The organism is Lacticaseibacillus chiayiensis (genome assembly GCF_004123795.1).
Classification (GTDB): Bacteria; Bacillota; Bacilli; order Lactobacillales; family Lactobacillaceae; genus Lacticaseibacillus; species Lacticaseibacillus chiayiensis.
The window spans coordinates 1-16856 of the sequence record NZ_MSSM01000034.1; the positions used below are offsets into that span (position 1 = coordinate 1).

Genomic DNA, 16856 nt, shown 5'->3' on the forward strand with positions numbered 1-16856 from the left:
ACATGCAGACTTCTGCGCCGGGGAGCGCGTTAATGTGAGCGCGAGCCGGCGCGGTCAGAAGTCGGAGTGTAAGCGGCCTTGGCGAGATGGCCGGGCTTTGGCCATTGCGCCAAGGTCCTTACATGCAGACTTCTGCGCCGGGGAGCGCGTTAATATGCGCGGTGACAATATGAGAAGGGCGATAAACGGTCTGTCCCGACTTGGCCGGGACAACACGCTTATCGCCGCTTTATTACGCTTGACCAATCGCGTCAGCTCGCGCATGATCACTGCACGTTGTTGATGAAAACAATTATCGCACAGCAAGTTTCACTTTTCTTAGATTACCCTTAAATTATAACGATTCTCTAGAAAAATGCTAGTCCTTTGCCATTGCCAGTAGGCTCAAAACAATGTATATCGGCGGGAAAAAGTACCCATACCATTTGTAGCGCCACAAAACCATCAATGTAAATAAAACAGGTAATACTAAAAGCCAACACCAACCTAAGTGATGGCGGTGAATCATTTTGCCAATCCACCAAGCACTCAGCATATTGATCAAAATGAACAACACTCCGACGCGAATGGCAACACTGAGATGCAATAACGGGAAGATCCAAGGAAGGAGCAAGGTCACGAAGACGCTCCAACAAATAATAGTATTGCGTGGAACTTTGACCCAATTCATGACACGACTCATCAGCGAAAGTCTCCTTTTATCAATGATTCAGTTTTTAATTAAGCAAGTTCAGTAAGAACCGAAACGGCACTCAACAAATACAGCGGCGCCGTTTCTGCTCGTAAGATTCGCGGACCGAGACCGGCTGGCGTGAAGCCGCGTGCTTTTAATACTGATAACTCAGCCGGCGAAATACCGCCTTCCGGACCAAAAACAACACATAATGATGCCGGCTTTTCTGCCAACGCTGCGACTAATGCCGCATGTTCGCCTTGTTTGGCACTTTCTTCGTAAGCAACCAGTTTGACTTCAGCACTATTACCCACATCGTCAAGCTTAGCATACATTGCCACTTTGGGAATTAGATTACGATGACTTTGTTCCGCTGCATTCTGAGCAATGGTTGCTAGCCGGTTCGCTTTCTTGGCAATCCGTTCAGCCGACCAGCGGGCAGTTCCCCACTGAGCATTAAAAAAACTGATCTTCGCAGCGCCTAATTCGGTTGCCTTTTGGACAATCCACTCGGCTTTGTCGCCTTTGCTGACACCACAGACAATCTCAACGGCAATTGGCAATTCGACGGGTTGTGTGACATCTTCGCCAATCAAAACCGTCAGCGGATCAGTGCTTTGGATTATGGCGTGATAAACGTGGCGTTCGGGATCGGCTAGCTCAATCACATCGCCAACCTCATGCCGCAACACCTTAATGGCATGCTTGGCAATGGCTGGATCCAGCGCTAGTGTTTGTTGTTCATGCAACTTATGTGTAGTAAAAAAACGCTGCATCAATCGTCCTCCTCAGAAATCACCGCATCAAGTGCCACCCAGCCGCCTGCTTCACGCCGTTGGACAATCTTAAACCCATTGGCCTGCAAAGTCTGCGTGATTAAGCCAGATTTGTTGGCAATAATGCCAGCTAGTAGGAAGTGACCCTTGGGCTTCAAGCGTTCCTGAACCTGAGGAATTAAAGGCACTAAAACCTCAGCCAAAATGTTAGCAACAATCAAGTCAGCGGACATCGTGATGCCTTGTAGCAAATCATTCGCCTTCACCGTTATGTGACTCACAGGATTGAGTTTAATATTAGACTGCGCATTTTTAACGGCAACATCATCGACATCGGTTGCTAAAATACGGTTGACACCCAGGCGTTCGGCAGCGATCGCCAAAATTCCGGAGCCGGTTCCGACATCAATCATCGTTTCGCCACCACGCACCACCGATTCCAATAACCCCAACATCAGCTGGGTGGTCGGATGCGTACCGGTACCAAACGCCATGCCCGGATCCAGCGTCAGCACAATTTCGTCATTTTGTTCAGGCGTGTAATGTTCCCACTTAGGCACAATGGTCAAAAATCGCGAAACTCGAAGCGGGTGATAATACTGTTTCCAGACATTCGCCCAATCCGCCTGCCGCACGTCAGTTAACGCGATCGTCGCCGCACCGGGATCTAATCCGAATTGCTTCAGCGCTTTGACTTGAGAAGCAATGTGATCACGCTGTTCAATGAGCGAAGTGACTGGTTCAAAATAGCCGATCACCTGAGCCCCTGAAGTCAAATGTGGAATGGTCGTCGGGTCAAACCAGGTTCCGTGAGCATCAATCGTCTCCTTTTTGAAGTCAGCAGCGTCTTTGATTTGAATCCCCTCGGCACCGGCTTCCATCAAAATATTACTGACCGCCTCTATCGCTTCAGTTGAAGTTGTTACCGTTAGCGCTGTCCAATCGTTGTTCATCGAGGTCTCCTTTTAGTTAGTGCCACCTAATATCCAATCACGTTTGACACTTACTCACCAACTTTTTAATACTTGGGATACGGCAAAAAAATCCGATTGTTTGCGTCAGGTTGTTGTGCCAGAATCTCTTCAAAGGCCACATCGTCAAAATTCAATGCAAAAAGATCATTGTCAGACGTACCATCAACAAAATCCATCAGATCGCTTTCACCGTCATCCAGCAAATCCTGCAGATAGATGAACAAGGCATCCACGGTTGCGACATCGATGCCTTTCTTGCCGTTAAACCCAAAAATGGCCAGATAGTCATCAGCATAATCTTCACCATGCAGCCGGGTTTCGTCATAAAAAAGAATCGCATCTTGATAAGTGACCGGCCCGTCATCAATGGTCGCGCCATTCTGGTCCTCAACCTGAATACCTGCCTCACTTTGCGCTGTCATCGTGATTTCCAATTCAATGACGTGGGCATCCTTATCCCAGTTCAAACTAAGATCGCCGTCAAAATCGAGCTGATCCATTTTCTCGCCGATCGCATCTAACATATTCAGTTGGCTCATGCTTGCCATCCTTTCATTTTCCGATCCTGGTCACGTCGCGGCAGCCCCGAAACAAACGGATTGCCAGACACATAAAATCGCAGCGGCGCACTTGTCCAAGGTTCCTTGTTAGGAATGCCGATTCGGGGACTGACTGCGATATTCTGTGGCCGACACGTTGTTGGCGTCAGTTTTAATTGACCGTCATTTAACACAGTACCGTCGAGCTGCCGATCAATCGCCAGCGCCTGACACAATTTCCCCGGCCCGTTCGTGAGTCCGGCACCGGTTCGATGACGTCGTTGTGCCATGTCTGACAGTCCAGCAATCGGTTCAAGCGCGCGAATTAAAATGCACTCAGGAATATCAGCCGCCTGGGTCACAATATTCAGTAAACAGTATTGCCGCATTTGATACACGTAAACCGTGCCTGCTTCCAAGAACAGACTGTTATTGCGTTTAGTATGTCGATTGCCAAACGCGTGTGCCGCTTGATCGCGAACGCCGAGGTAAGCTTCGGTTTCGACAATTAAGCCGCCACAGTTGGCTAAACTTAACTTCATCCCCAGCAATTGTTGCGCGGATTGAAGTGTTGGTTGTGTTGCTAACCAAGGAATTATCATGCTTAATATATTAGCCTAGCTTCAGACGAATGCAAAGGGCTAAGTGACGTTGCCTTCAAAACATCGCCAGGTATAATAGTAACCAACTGGAAAGGAAGCTGAACATGGCAGAAAACTTAGCATTGCGCGCGCTTATCAGTCAACAAGCCGATACACTGGTCTCCGAACTCTACACAGACGACAAGGTCAATGCCCGCCTCCAAAAATGGTTAGCAAAAGTACCGGATCCGGGTGTGGCCGACACTTATAGTTATTTGCTGTCAGAGTCGCGGGATTTTTCCGAAGAACTACTTTATCGAATCTTAAGCAAATTGGTCGAAGACGGCGCGCTGACATTGCCTGACCACAAATAATGGCTAAAAAAAGAGGCAAACTAGCAGTCTTAATGGGCTGTTGTTTGCCTCCTTTTTTGCGTGCGACCCGGTACGGCTAGAAAGCTGGGCGTAATCGGACTCAGCCCAGGCCTCTGCACTATTTCCATGCATGCTAGCATCATGCTGAGAAGCTATTTAAGTTTATCCTTAATCGCCGCAGGAACCGAATCGGCCGAAACGGTTTGTGGACCAGCAATGACTCGTTTTTGCGAAATCTTGGCTTTAACATACGTACCTGGCGTTAATGGCTTAGGATCAGCCGATTCTGGAGATGAAAAGCCGAGTTTTCGTTCTTGACCATCCTTTGTGATCCAGGTGAAATCGTATTCATACGTGTAGTATTGTTTTCCATTCACTTTGTAAGGTGAGCCATCATCATTTTTGGAGGCTTGCTTCTTCCCTTCCGTGACCACTGCATAGGCTTCAACGCCATTATAGGTACTATTCCAATACTGATAGCCGAAAAAGCCTAAAACAAGAACCACAAGTAACGCAATTACACCTATAACTCTTTTCATGAATAATCGCTCCTTTTTGTTAAGAACATTATGCCGATTCGATTAAAAAGATGCAACTATCTTTACCGTCTTTAGAGTTTTCTTAATTGTGACAAAAATGTCATGAACGTAAGGTGTACGTGGCATACGGGCGTTTCTGCGTTAGTTGTATTAGTTCATCAATGCCATCTCAATGAACAAATAAAGACTTGATTAAGCATTTTTCTAGAGCAAAAATAACTACTTCTACTTTAATTTTGATACTTTTACAAGTATAGAACAGTAGCACGTGACATCGAAACATCTGAGAACTGTTTGCGAGCAACAGAGTGAATAATCTGTGCACCTAAAATCAGCCTCGGATACAAAAATCGTTCCGAGGCTGATATCGCTTGTTGCACAACGGTTAAATAATTTTAACGCACATCTTTTGGAAAATGCTTCACAGGCTGATGACTGTTTTTATTTTTATGCGGACTGCGTTTTAATCGGCTAAAGACTGACTGAACTGCCTTGAAACGTTGTGGATCGCGACGGGCATTTTTGACAAACTGGCTAAAATCATGATCACCAATGCCGATTTCCGGTTCGTCATCTTTCTTATGCTTTAACCAAGGCATCATGACACCTCCGACTCCTCGCGCATTCGATGTGAGCGATTGGCGCCTCTCAAAATAAGCAGCATGGCAACGACCAACCCAATCAATGCGAAGACACTATAATTAGGAATCAAAATAAAGGCAATAAAGGCGCATAACCCTATAATGTTACCCACTGTTAGCAATCGTGAATGTTGACTCACAAAATACGACAGTAAATGAAAAATTATGCCAGGCACAGTCAGCCACCACAAATGGTTCGCCCATGTCATCAGCGTCGCACCAACGCTTGTAAAAGAAAATCCGTTGGGCAAAGTTGTCACGATCGCAACAATTAGCATCACAAGGGCAAACGCCCCGTAAATCAAATCATAAAGCGCCGGTACTTTTTTAATGGAAATTTTCAAGTGTCGATCATCCCTTGTTTTAACAGTAACTGTATTATACAAGTTTGCAGAAACCATTGCACGATGATGGCTCCTGTTTATACAAACGTTATTAATCTTCTGCGGACAAATTTTGATACAAGCAATCAAAAATGAAACTGACTGTAAGAAAACCGAACGCGTAACGTGCAGGTTCGCAGAGTCGACTTCCGAACCAGACTAATGGCGTAAAAAAAGCGTGATAACAGGTGTTAAATCCCGGTATCACGCTCTTTCAATCTCAGGAGAGTACAGGATTTGAACCTGCGCGCCGGTATTAGCCGGTTCGACGGATTTCGAGTCCGTTGCATTACCACTCTGCCAACTCTCCAAAACACAAGAACTAGTATAACAAAATGCCTGCGCTTTGGGAAGCAATTCTCTTGAAAAATATCACTTCAATTTGTTGATAGTGGCTTTTGCTGTAAAAGTGAGTATTCATTCAAAAGATCTCTGGAACGTGACAAGTCAAAAATACGATAGTAATTAACAGGAGTTTGCTGTCCGAAATTAGTCTGATTAACTTGAATAATTTGGCTTAAGAAGACTTCGTGAAAAGAAAGTCTAAGAAGTTGCTATGCTGGCGAGAACGATGAAGACGTCATTAATTCATTACAGCTTGCATGATCTCTCAGTATTGCATGATTTTATTTTAATGGTTCCATAAACACTACAAAGATATTGCTCGGTCCTGGCAAAACAACAAGCTGGCTATCGTCCCAATAATCTCATGGATTAAGGAGCTAAATTATTAAGGCTAAAATGGCTCCAATGATGAAAACGATGACGTACTTAAAAAGTATAAACAGATGCATCTCCGGATCCTTTAAGAAAAGAGTATCAATAACAAGACTTGCAAACAAGGTTATGAACAGAAGCTGTATGACATTTGTTTTCTTTCTAACGGCGGCATACGCGAATAACAGAGTGGAAACAAAGAATAAAAAGAGCAAGATCATAAGAATCATGTTGTAATTCCCTGTAGAACTATTTATCCATTTATTTAGATTTTCGAAACTGGTCTGTATAAAATTAAACATTCGATTATTCACCCAAAAACTTTCAATGTATTTACACCACATATCAGCTAGATTGGTTCTAAACTGCTAAAAAGTCTAATAACGATGGTCACAATGCAATCTAGAACGATTTATGATTTAACAAGCTCTTTGATTCTGTCCTTGAGTAAGCACGATTCTATAATGATTTAAGCTGTTCCCAATTTATTTTGTATATTAGTAAAGGCGACACTAAAGTTCAGGAATAATAATCAGGGTGATCAAATACGTCACTAATATTTTATACTTATTTAGTAACAAATGGAAACGTTAATTTTGTTTCCAATATATAATATAATTAATTCATAGCATATTAAATAATCTTTCTTAAAATTAAGTATTTTATATCAGCTGCTGGAAGCTCCAATGTTCCTTACTCAGGGAAAACTTCTTCCTTGATGTCCTATTTTCTCTTCAAGTGTAGTGGCAGTGTCCATATACTCATTCTTTTTGTTGCTCTTCACTCTTCATCAGTCAGCCATTCTTCTGCTCAGTATTGCCTGCTGGTTTGGGGGACAGATAAAGTTTGCCTGTTTACATCAACTATCAAAAGACACCCGTGAGAAAATAACTCACCGGTGTCTTTTTAGCATTTTATTCTGATTCGGATTTTGACAACGCAATCATCGAGATCAAGATGCCTTCTTTAATCCAGACGATTCAAAAAATCTATCAAAAAAGCTAAACGCCTTTGCGCCTGCCCAAAAATATCCGGCTGATAGCGCGTGAGCACTTCTTCGCCAAAAGCCCTGTGCGCGATGTACTGGTCATAGCGCAATTCAATTTGAATCGCCGTTATCCCCTGTTGATGCCCATAATAACGTGTGATGTCGCCACCGCGAAATAGGAAATTATTTTCGACAGTCCAACCCTGATCGATCAACCGGTTTGTCAGCGCTTGCCGAAATGCTTTGTTGGAAGTCTTGTCATGATCGTTGCCTAAGACAATGGCTTTTGGCTTAACGCCCGGATAATACGGATATTGGGCAAAGCTGTGCAGGTCAATTAAATAAGCATGGCCAAATCTTGATTTCTTTTGATACAACAACTTCGTCAGCTGATGACGATAAGGCCAATAAAACATGTGGACGCGTTGCTGCATTTGCAAAGTCGTTAAAGGTTTGGCGTATAGTGAATGATCAAATGTGTTGCGTTGATAGATAGTGGCCGAGCGATAATCATGGTGCGGATTGTAGGTCACTGCGCGGTTGGGATCGGCTACATACCGATTAACATGATTGATCAACGTCGTAAACCCGGCGGCTGGTAAAAAGCGATAGAGTTCCGGCAAAAACCAATCCGTGTTGGCTAGCACAGCAGTTGGTAACAATGCCTGTTTCATGGAATCAGGAAGCCAAGTGCCGCTGTGCGGTAAACTGATAACGACCGGTGAATCATGATCCGGATTCAGCACCGTGTATTTTGCGTTTTGGTCATTCAAATATGAATCCCCCCTTATTGCAAACGATGCACCGTAAAAAATCAGCACCGAACGATTTTCGCCCGATGCTGATTAGCCTTTTTACTTGATTAAGTGCGACATTACGATTCGCGGTGGCCTTCTTCAGGTAAAAGAATAGTTTGACTTTCACCATCATCGTAAGCCATCACAGTGTCCGGAAAGCTGGGATCGTACGGAAATGGCAGATCCACGGCCATTTCCGTATCGGCCCCTTCTTCACTAAAATGAACCGTCAGCTTGCCTTGATTATTCTGCAGATCAAAGCGCAGTAAGTTGTTCAGTGGCACCACACCTTGTAAGTTGCGGTCGATGATCATCCAAATACTATCGATAATTTCGCCTGGCAAGTTCGAAATGACGCCAAATGTCGCGAATCGACTATGATTTGCTTCAAACATGACTTGGCTCCTTTCCTCAGTCCTGCGTGGCAATATCCGCAAACCGTGCATCGACAAAGTCTGCCAACACTTTGGGATCAATGCCAACGGAACGGCCGACTTTGCCAGCTGATACAATCATTTGCTGCTGATTTTCGGCCTCTTGACTGATAAAGATCGGGTACTTGTGGCGTTCATGAATGCCAATCGGTGTGTTAGCGCCGTGTTCATAGCCAGTCGTTTTCACAAGGTCTTTTAACGGCACCATACCCACTTTACGATTGCCGGAGACCTTGCTTAGCTTTTTGTAGTCGACATGCCGATCTAAGGGAACAACGCCAACCACTGGCCCGGTCTTGTTGCCGGTCAACACCAGCGTTTTGTAAATCCGATGTTCCGGAACGTCAAGGTGATCGACTTCCAACTGGGCAACGTCGCCCACTTCTTCGGTCGGAAATTCATAAGGCACGTAGGTAATGCCCGCTTTGTCTAACATTTTTTCGACCAAGGTTTTTTCTGTCTTATGATGTTTAGCCATTGCGACCCCTCCTCACGAAATTTCCATCTGACCTACTCGAAAACCTTCACTTAAAATACTAGGGCAATTGCAGCGAAAATACCACCGTCAAGCGCCGGTGTATGCCATTAACGTGAACATATCATAGTCCTTGATCTTATCACGGCCATGTAAGTCGCTTAATTCAATCAAAAAGGCTGTACCAACCACCACACCACCCAGTTGTTCAACTAGGCGAATCGTTGCGGCAATGGTCCCCCCGGTTGCCAGCAGGTCATCACAAACCAGAACCCGTTGACCCGGCTTGATGGCATCCTTGTGTAAATAAAGGGTCGCTTCGCCATATTCCAGATCATAGCTGGCCTTAACGGTTGGTCGCGGCAGCTTTCCCTTTTTCCGGGCCGGTGCGAAACCAATGCCTAACTTGTAAGCGACCGGGCAACCAACAATAAAGCCGCGTGCTTCCGGACCGACGATCATCTCAACGCCTTTGTCCTGGGCGTAAGCGGCAATTTCGTCAGTTGCTGCGGCATAGGCCTTTCCATCCGCCATCAGTGGCGAAATGTCGCGAAAAATAATCCCCGGTTCCGGAAAGTCTTTCACACTTGCGATGTAATCTTTAAAATTGATGGTCATGATCCTACCTCACTGTCTGTATGCTCCGTCAGCAACATCGCCTCCAACTGGACTCGCGGCATGGTTTGCAGCTGCTGGGCAAGCGTCAGAAATTCTTCGCGCGCTGCATAAGCCTTTGCTGTTTGCAGCGGCTTCTTGGCCGGTGCTGTGACTGGAGAAATAAAAGCACCATCTATTGTAACAAAGTCAAGTTCAAAAAACACCTGAATCGCCAAGATCACCTGATGGACCGTCAAGTGCACGGCCTTAGCGATTGCCGGAATATGGTGTTTGTCAAAACCGGGATGGGCCTTGAGAAAATGCAAAACCGCGCCGAACTCAACGCGAGTCGGAATGGCCACTAAATGACTGGGTGCGCCGTAAAACATGACCGCCACTGGCAGTTGGATTTGCTGCATGACCGTCCGCAACTGTGCACGATTCTCTGGTAAATCAACCAAAACGGCGTTGGCTAACGGCGTTGTGACTTGTTCAGCCGTCAGTGTCGGGCCGCCAAAGGAAAATTGTCGCTCGAATTGCTGCTTGACCTTCGCATCAAAAAAGACATAGGTATGACTGCTTTTGAACTGGCTGCCGTCAACAGAAGGCATTCGCCAATCAATGACTTGCGGTTGCTTGACTTCATAATCTTTTAGCATCAGCTGCAGGCTCTTATTGCCTTGCCAGGTGTTCTGATCCAGTCTGACAGCAAGCTTAACGGCTTGAGCATCCACCAACGTTGCGGCGGCTTCGCCAAAACCAAAGCCGATAACGTTGATGCCATTGTCTACCTGAAACCTCAGATGATTGTTCTCTTTGCCGATTTGCTTCACATTCTGAATCACTTGCGGTCGCAATGAAAAAGTGGGTTCGGGATTTCCTTGACCAAAGGGGGCGAGTTGGCGAATCAGTTCATAATGAGCTAATGTCAAATCATCAATCTCCAGCCGCGCAGCAATCGCCAATGTCGGCTTTGGAACGGTTTTAAGCATGGTTGCAGCTGCGGCTTCCATCTGGGCATGAATCGCTGGCAGCTCCTCCGTTTTGGCTGTCAATCCAACCGCCATATGGTGACCACCGAATGCCACCGCTTTGTCCTTAACCGGCTCCAGGGCCTTAAAAAGATGATAGGCTTCGATAGAGCGACCTGATCCTTTTGCAGTCGTACCATCGTCTTCGATATTCATAATCAGGGTTGGCTTGCCCGTGGCTTCAACCACTTTGCTGGCAACGATGCCAACAACGCCTTCGTGCCAACCTTTTTTTGCCAGTAGCAGCGTCTTAGCCGCTTGATTCTGCGGTGTCTGGGCCATGGCTAGCGCTTCGGCGGCAATTTTGCTCACCAAGCCTTGACGCTCCTGATTCAGCTTGCCTATCTGTTGTGCAAGATCGGCAGCGACATCCTCTTCAAAAGTCGTCAGCAAGGTAACGCCGGGATTCGCATCACCCATGCGTCCTAGTGCATTCAGTCGCGGACCAATCACAAAGCCGACTGTTGTTTCGTTGACGGTTTCCGGAGCAACGCCAGCTTCTTTCAGGATTGCAGCAATTCCAACACGCGGCTGGGTCTGAATCATTTTCAAACCCAGCTGCGCGATCACGCGATTCTCATCGGTTAGACTAACTAAATCTGCAATCGTCCCTAAGGCAGCCAAATCGATACTTTCAAGCGGTGGTTCGCCAAGCAGTGCGGTTGCCACTTTAAACGCCACGCCGGCACCAGAAAGATCGCCAAACGGATAATGACCGTCAGGATGCCGCGGGTGCACGACCGCCACGGCTTTCGGCAGTTGTTTGGGCAGTTCGTGGTGATCCGTGACCACGACATCCATTCCGGCTGCTTGCGCCGTGTCAATGACTGACGCACCAGCCACCCCGTTATCAACCGTAATTACCAGTTGCGTACCGGTTTTCTGCAAGTAGGCGTAGACTTCGGCATTCGGACCGTAACCGTCAGCAAACCGATCCGGAATAAAGACATCAGGATCCGCGCCAAGGCTCTGCAATGTCTCAAGCATGATCGCGCTGCTGGTCAGGCCATCAACGTCATAGTCGCCGTAAATCGTGATTTTTTCATTGTGTTTGATGGCTTTCAAGATCCGTGCAACGGCCTTATCCATATCATGTAACGCAAATGGATCGTGTAGCCGAGAGATATCCGGATGCACGAACGCCTCGTAGTCTGATTGACTTTTAATCCCGCGTTGCCACAACAAGGTCCCCAAAAAAGCCGGCACCTCGAGCGTTTGGCTTAATTGCTGAACAGTCGCTGAATCCGGTTGTGCTACGAGTTGCCACTGATACTGCGTCATATTGTTTCGTTCCTTTCTAACCGATCCAGTATACCAGACAAACCGCCGTGAATTAACCGCTTGCCGGAAGTTTTCCTTGTCGTCGGACAATTGAAGCTGTTGCTTTGCGTTTCCGTAAACCTATCCGTTCGGGCAAGAGAAAGCGTGATATAATAAAAGTGTTAGAAAGCCCTACTCCAGTCAGCGACTTTAACCAGGCAATCCTCAATGAATGGATTGTCTTTATTAGACAAAGCGTAGCGAGGCAGTGGTGTGCTCAAAGCCGATCGCCTCTCGTTACGATTTTAAGGAGGAAGCACCATGGCAAAATCTCAAGACCAATTCAATGAAAAGGCCGGCAAGAAGATTACAGTTTCTGACGAAGCAGTCGATAAGGCAGCTAAGCAAATTGAGAAAGTCGGTTATGTAACGGAAAAAGATGTTCCGGAAATGATCGACCGCGATTACACCCGGGCGTTGTCAAAGAAGGTTTCTGCTAAACTTCACAGCGACAACGATGATGATTACTTTTACGAGGAACCGTTCGATTATGAAAACGGGCGAATTGCTAACATCATCTGGGACATGGATAAAATCAAGACCCGCGAAGAAGCCATGAAGATTTTGGCAAATGAGCTTGGTTTAACCGTACCAAAGATCGTCATGCGCAAAGTTGACGAACAGGTCTTCTAAAATTAAATGCAGACAAAAACGATGCAGTCAAGGCATCGTTTTTTCTTGCTGTTAAATGATGCTTCTGTATCAAGGCGGTTCTAATGACGGAAACTGATTAATGCTCATGCGTGCGGCCTTTCAGTAAACCAATCATGCATCATCTTGGGAATTGTGTGATAATGATGATAAAGAAAGGACGTGAAAGTCATGGCTGATCAGCAAGTATTGGACGACTTTTTTGCTAGAGCCAAAACAGCATTGGATTTACCAGCCGCAACCTACGAGGACGCGTATCAGCTTGGCGGCCCCGAGTTTGCTGATGAATTGGCGGCGTTGGTTAAAAACGGCCAAAAAACCGCCACCACCAGCGGCTTTGAACTCTACACGATTGAACAGGATCCCTTGCCGATCGCCGGTGTCTACAACATCATCTTAGATCGTCAGGATCGCCCGGTTGCCTTGACTTACACGGACAATGTGTTTGTGACGCCATTTGCAAAGGTCGATGCCACCATTGCCAGACGTGAAGGCGAAGGCTCTAAATCATTGGCAAGTTGGCGTAAGATTCATGAAGACTTTTTCAGGAACGAATATCATGCAAATGGCATTCAGTTTGATTCGGTTTCCTCAATGGTCGTTGTTGAAGAATTTCACACGGTGTTTCCAATTGTTCAAACGAGGTGATGAACATGAGTCTCAAGAATCGCACGGCATTAGCGGAAAAGAAAGTCACAGGGAAACTTGAGGACATCCCTCACCCTACTTTAGACGCGACCATCTACATCCTTGTTTTCGGCATTACGGCGCTCGGTGGATTGGTTTCCTATGGTGCGTACCAGTTCTTTAAACCTGAACGTAAGCTGGCGCATAAGGCAAAACATATTGTGGATGATCATCAACGTAAAGGATGAGACGTTATTGAAACGAAAAAGGCCATACCATACGAACAAAACGGGCACTAGAGATTCATGGTTTGTCTCTAGTGCCCATTTGTTTAGTCGCAAAGACACGGTGGTAACTGACATCGTATAGAAGCAAATCGCTAATAGCATCGGTTAAGCACTATTTCCCGCGACTCTCTTCGTCGTTCATCTTGAGAATACTCATAAACGCCTCCTGAGGCACCTCCACAGAACCAACCGCCTTCATCCTTTTCTTACCAGCCTTTTGCTTTTCCAGTAATTTGCGTTTCCGGGTAATGTCACCGCCGTAACATTTAGCCAAAACGTTCTTGCGATAGGCTTTGACAGTGCTACGGGCGATGATTTTATTACCGATAGCTGCCTGAATCGGAATTTCAAACTGTTGCCGCGGAATCGTTGTTTTCAATCGCGCAACAATGGCCTTGCCACGTTCATAGGCAAAGTCTTTGTGAACAATGGTGCTCAGTGCGTCAACCGGGTCGCCATTCAGCAGGATGTCCATTTTGACCAGATCACTTTGACGGTAACCGATGATTTCGTAGTCTAGACTTGCGTAGCCTTTGGTGCTGCTCTTGAGGTCGTCAAAGAAGTCATAAATGATTTCGGATAATGGCAGTTCGTAGATGACATTGACACGATACTTGTCTAAATAATCCATCGTGACAAATTCGCCGCGTTTACGTTGGGACAGTTCCATGACCGGTCCGACATAATCGTTCGGTACCATAATCGAGGCTTTCACGTAAGGCTCGCGAATTTCCTTGATTTCGCTTGCATCAGGCATGTCTGCCGGGTTATCAATGGTCTTTTCCGTGCCGTCTGTCAAAACGACCTGATAATCAACACTTGGCGCCGTCATGATTAAATCCAAGCCGTAGTCGCGTTCTAGACGCTCCTGAACGACATCCATGTGTAACAGCCCTAAGAATCCGCAACGAAAGCCAAAGCCAAGTGCCTGCGAGGTTTCCGGTTCAAACTCAAGCGCTGCATCGTTAAGCTGCAATTTTTCCAATGCTTCCCGCAAGTCGTTAAACTTCGCGTTGTCCACTGGAAAAAGTCCGGAATAAACCATTGGCGTGATTTTCCGGTACCCTTTCAGTGGTTCTTTTGCCGGGCGGTCAGCCAGGGTCACGGTATCGCCAACGCGAGTATCCTGAATGGTTTTGATAGCGGCAGTAATATACCCGACATCGCCAACCATCAGGAAATCACGCTTGACGGCTTTAGGCGACATAACGCCGACTTCTGTCACCTGAAACTGTTTGCCATTGCTCATCAACTGAATCGTGTCGCCGACTTTAACTTGGCCTTCCTTAACGCGAACATCAAGCACCACGCCGCGATAATCGTCGTAAACGGAATCAAAAATCAAGGCTTGTAGCGGTGCGTTCACATCTCCTGAGGGTGCAGGAATATCTTTCACAATCCGCTCAAGAATCTCAGGAACGCCGAGTCCGGTTTTACCACTGGCCAAAATGGCATCAGAAGCATCAAGGCCGATCATTTCCTCGATTTCTTCTTTGACCACATCCGGCTGCGCACTTGGCAGATCGACTTTGTTGATAACAGGAATAATTTCCAAATCATCATCAATCGCTAAATAAACGTTAGCTAGCGTTTGGGCTTCGACCCCTTGAGTGGCATCGACAACTAGCAATGCGCCTTCACACGCCGCCAAACTGCGACTGACCTCATAGCTAAAATCAACGTGTCCTGGTGTATCAATCAAATGGAAGATATAGGTTTCGCCATTTTTGGCTTTATAATGCAATTCGACCGCGTTGAGTTTGATCGTAATCCCGCGTTCCCGCTCAAGTGCCATGTCATCAAGCACCTGCGCCTGCATGTCGCGCTTGGCAATGGTATCGGTTAATTCCAAAATGCGATCGGCAAGCGTCGATTTGCCATGATCAATATGGGCAATAATCGAAAAATTGCGGATATGCTTTTGTCGTTCCAGCATTTCTTCATGATTCATGTTTAATAGTGCCTACTTTCTAAGCGATCGTTTGTTTTCTATTATAGCAGAGCATGAGCTGGCGCGGTTAGAAACCAGAGCGTGAACAGGAGCGCTTAGAAATCGGAGTGTAAGTGGCCTCGCGCCTAAATGGCTGGGCTTTGGCCATTTAGGCGTGAGGTCCTTACACGTAGATTTCTGCGACTGAGAATGCGTTTCCGCAGCCAGGCAAGCTGATTTGGAGTTGCCAGACAGGGATATTAAAAAATCGGTTCCAGCGACAAATTGCCTCCAGAACCGATTTTTTGTGTCAATTAATTTATTGGCGCTTTATTTCCCGCCTTTAAAAGCTTCTTTAACGCGATCAAACAAGGTTCCGTTATGCGGTGTGACATCTTCACCGCTGGCCGCCGCAAATTGCATCAATGCTGCTTTTTGCTTCTCATTCAGGTGCTTTGGCGTCTGAATTTCAACGGTGACAATCTCGTCGCCAGTTCCGTTGCCACGCAGTCGTGGTGCCCCTTTGCCTCGCAATCTAAACTTGGTCTGGCTTTGGGTGCCTGCTGGAATCTTAAGCTCAACTGGTCCATGCACCGTATCGACTTTGATTTCGTCACCCAACGCCGCCTGCGCAAAGCTTAATGGAATGGTCAGATAGATTTCTGCACCGTCGCGTTGATATTTTTTGCTTGGAGCAACCCGGAAAACAATGTATAGATCACCGTAAGGCCCACCATTGGTTCCTGCTTCGCCAGCTTGTTGCAGCCGCATTTGTTGACCGTCTTCAACGCCAGCCGGAACCTTGACATCAATGGTATGACGTTCCTGTTCATGACCACTGCCATGGCAGGTTGGGCACTTCTCTTTGATTTCTTTACCGGTACCGCCGCAGACATCGCAAACCTGGCGTGTCATCATTGTGCCAAAAGCCGTATTGCGTTGTACTTGAATATAGCCGGTGCCGTGGCACTTATGGCACGTTACCGGGCTGGTCCCCGGCTTGGCCCCACTGCCATGACAGGTGTGACAAACAGATTCGCGGTCATAGGAGATCTTGGTATTTTTACCAAAAATCGCCTCTTCAAACGTCAAATCCATCCGGTATTGCAAATCAGCGCCTTGACGCGGTGCCGACGGATTCGCCTGGGCGCCACCGCCAGTTCCGCCAAAGAACTGGCTGAAAATGTCGTCAAAACCGCCGCCAAAACCACCTTGGCCGCCACCAAAGTCACCAAAGCCACCTGCCTGACCTGCGCCTGCATTGCCGAATCCCTGTGGACCATCAGCAGAACCATACTGATCATAGGCCGCACGTTTCTGGGGATCAGACAGGACCTGATAGGCTTCATTTATCTCTTTGAACTTTTGCTCCGCGCCTGGTGCGTGATTGAGATCGGGATGATATTTTTTCGATAGCTTGCGAAAAGCCTTTCGAATGGTGTCATCATCAGCATCCCGGCTCACACCGAGCGTCTCATAATAATCTTTCTGATCCGCCATGAGTTCCTCCTCGATTCAGATC

Annotated in this window: 19 protein-coding genes and 1 tRNA gene; 4 read left to right on the top strand and 16 right to left on the bottom strand. The window is 46.7% G+C overall.

Translation table 11 applies throughout. The features are described 5' to 3' along the window. Positions 1–358: 358 nt before the first annotated feature. From BVJ53_RS12095 to BVJ53_RS12115, 5 genes are all read right to left on the bottom strand, one after another. Positions 359–682 (bottom strand): hypothetical protein, encoded by a 324-nt coding sequence (locus tag BVJ53_RS12095; protein ID WP_129302621.1) that lies wholly within the window; start codon positions 680–682, stop codon positions 359–361. A gap of 38 nt (positions 683–720) precedes the next feature. Continuing rightward, positions 721–1449: an RsmE family RNA methyltransferase gene (locus BVJ53_RS12100; RefSeq protein WP_129302622.1), complete on the bottom strand. Its 729-nt coding sequence runs from the start codon at positions 1447–1449 to the stop codon at positions 721–723. Next, a complete protein-coding gene (prmA, locus tag BVJ53_RS12105) occupies positions 1449–2402 on the bottom strand; it encodes a 50S ribosomal protein L11 methyltransferase (RefSeq protein ID WP_129302623.1) in 954 nt (317 codons plus the stop codon). The genes BVJ53_RS12100 and prmA overlap by 1 nt, the downstream gene beginning before the upstream one ends. 65 nt (positions 2403–2467) lie before the next feature. Continuing rightward, on the bottom strand, positions 2468–2962 hold the full coding sequence (locus BVJ53_RS12110) for a DUF3013 family protein (RefSeq protein WP_129302624.1): 495 nt from the start codon (positions 2960–2962) through the stop codon (positions 2468–2470). After that, positions 2959–3564, bottom strand: coding sequence for a DNA-3-methyladenine glycosylase (locus BVJ53_RS12115; protein ID WP_167470202.1), 606 nt, complete (start codon positions 3562–3564; stop codon positions 2959–2961). The genes BVJ53_RS12110 and BVJ53_RS12115 overlap by 4 nt, the downstream gene beginning before the upstream one ends. Before the next feature lie 104 nt (positions 3565–3668). Between BVJ53_RS12115 and BVJ53_RS12120 the strand changes: the two genes are divergently transcribed. After that, positions 3669–3917: a hypothetical protein gene (locus tag BVJ53_RS12120; protein ID WP_129302625.1), complete on the top strand. Its 249-nt coding sequence runs from the start codon at positions 3669–3671 to the stop codon at positions 3915–3917. Positions 3918–4069: 152 nt separating this feature from the next. On the opposite strand, the gene BVJ53_RS12125 is transcribed toward BVJ53_RS12120, so the two are convergent. The 9 genes from BVJ53_RS12125 to recJ form a co-directional block, all read right to left on the bottom strand. Then, complete coding sequence (locus BVJ53_RS12125; RefSeq protein WP_129302626.1) at positions 4070–4456, bottom strand: DUF1093 domain-containing protein; 387 nt, start codon at positions 4454–4456, stop codon at positions 4070–4072. Between the two features lie 395 nt (positions 4457–4851). Then, positions 4852–5055 (bottom strand): hypothetical protein, encoded by a 204-nt coding sequence (locus tag BVJ53_RS12130; RefSeq protein WP_129302654.1) that lies wholly within the window; start codon positions 5053–5055, stop codon positions 4852–4854. Next, the gene (locus tag BVJ53_RS12135) at positions 5055–5441 is read right to left on the bottom strand and encodes a hypothetical protein (protein WP_129302627.1); all 387 of its coding nucleotides are present in this window, start codon (positions 5439–5441) and stop codon (positions 5055–5057) included. The genes BVJ53_RS12130 and BVJ53_RS12135 overlap by 1 nt, the downstream gene beginning before the upstream one ends. Before the next feature lie 261 nt (positions 5442–5702). Continuing rightward, positions 5703–5790: transfer RNA gene (locus BVJ53_RS12140), tRNA-Ser, on the bottom strand. A gap of 1373 nt (positions 5791–7163) precedes the next feature. After that, entirely contained in the window at positions 7164–7958 is a 795-nt protein-coding gene (locus tag BVJ53_RS12145; RefSeq protein ID WP_129302628.1) for an N-formylglutamate amidohydrolase, read from the bottom strand. A 101-nt stretch (positions 7959–8059) separates the two neighbouring features. Beyond that, positions 8060–8377, bottom strand: a complete 318-nt coding sequence (locus BVJ53_RS12150; protein ID WP_010488150.1) for a DUF960 domain-containing protein — start codon at positions 8375–8377, stop codon at positions 8060–8062. A 16-nt stretch (positions 8378–8393) separates the two neighbouring features. Next, entirely contained in the window at positions 8394–8894 is a 501-nt protein-coding gene (gene ybaK, locus BVJ53_RS12155) for a Cys-tRNA(Pro) deacylase (protein WP_129302629.1), read from the bottom strand. An 87-nt stretch (positions 8895–8981) separates the two neighbouring features. Continuing rightward, positions 8982–9509, bottom strand: coding sequence for an adenine phosphoribosyltransferase (locus BVJ53_RS12160; RefSeq protein ID WP_010488148.1), 528 nt, complete (start codon positions 9507–9509; stop codon positions 8982–8984). Then, the gene (gene recJ / locus BVJ53_RS12165; protein WP_129302630.1) at positions 9506–11800 is read right to left on the bottom strand and encodes a single-stranded-DNA-specific exonuclease RecJ; all 2295 of its coding nucleotides are present in this window, start codon (positions 11798–11800) and stop codon (positions 9506–9508) included. The genes BVJ53_RS12160 and recJ overlap by 4 nt, the downstream gene beginning before the upstream one ends. Positions 11801–12100: 300 nt before the next feature. Between recJ and BVJ53_RS12170 the strand changes: the two genes are divergently transcribed. The 3 genes from BVJ53_RS12170 (at position 12101) to BVJ53_RS12180 (ending at position 13365) form a co-directional block, all read left to right on the top strand. Beyond that, positions 12101–12472, top strand: a complete 372-nt coding sequence (locus BVJ53_RS12170; protein ID WP_129302631.1) for a hypothetical protein — start codon at positions 12101–12103, stop codon at positions 12470–12472. A 189-nt stretch (positions 12473–12661) separates the two neighbouring features. After that, on the top strand, positions 12662–13138 hold the full coding sequence (locus BVJ53_RS12175; RefSeq protein ID WP_129302632.1) for an ASCH domain-containing protein: 477 nt from the start codon (positions 12662–12664) through the stop codon (positions 13136–13138). 5 nt (positions 13139–13143) lie between these two features. After that, entirely contained in the window at positions 13144–13365 is a 222-nt protein-coding gene (locus BVJ53_RS12180) for a hypothetical protein (protein ID WP_129302633.1), read from the top strand. A 151-nt stretch (positions 13366–13516) separates the two neighbouring features. On the opposite strand, the gene lepA is transcribed toward BVJ53_RS12180, so the two are convergent. Together lepA and dnaJ are read right to left on the bottom strand one after the other, a co-directional pair. Further along, positions 13517–15355, bottom strand: coding sequence for a translation elongation factor 4 (gene lepA / locus BVJ53_RS12185; protein WP_129302634.1), 1839 nt, complete (start codon positions 15353–15355; stop codon positions 13517–13519). A gap of 309 nt (positions 15356–15664) precedes the next feature. Further along, positions 15665–16834 carry a molecular chaperone DnaJ gene (dnaJ, locus tag BVJ53_RS12190; RefSeq protein WP_129302635.1) on the bottom strand — a complete coding sequence of 390 codons (1170 nt, stop codon included), beginning with the start codon at positions 16832–16834 and terminating at the stop codon, positions 15665–15667. Positions 16835–16856: the final 22 nt, after the last annotated feature.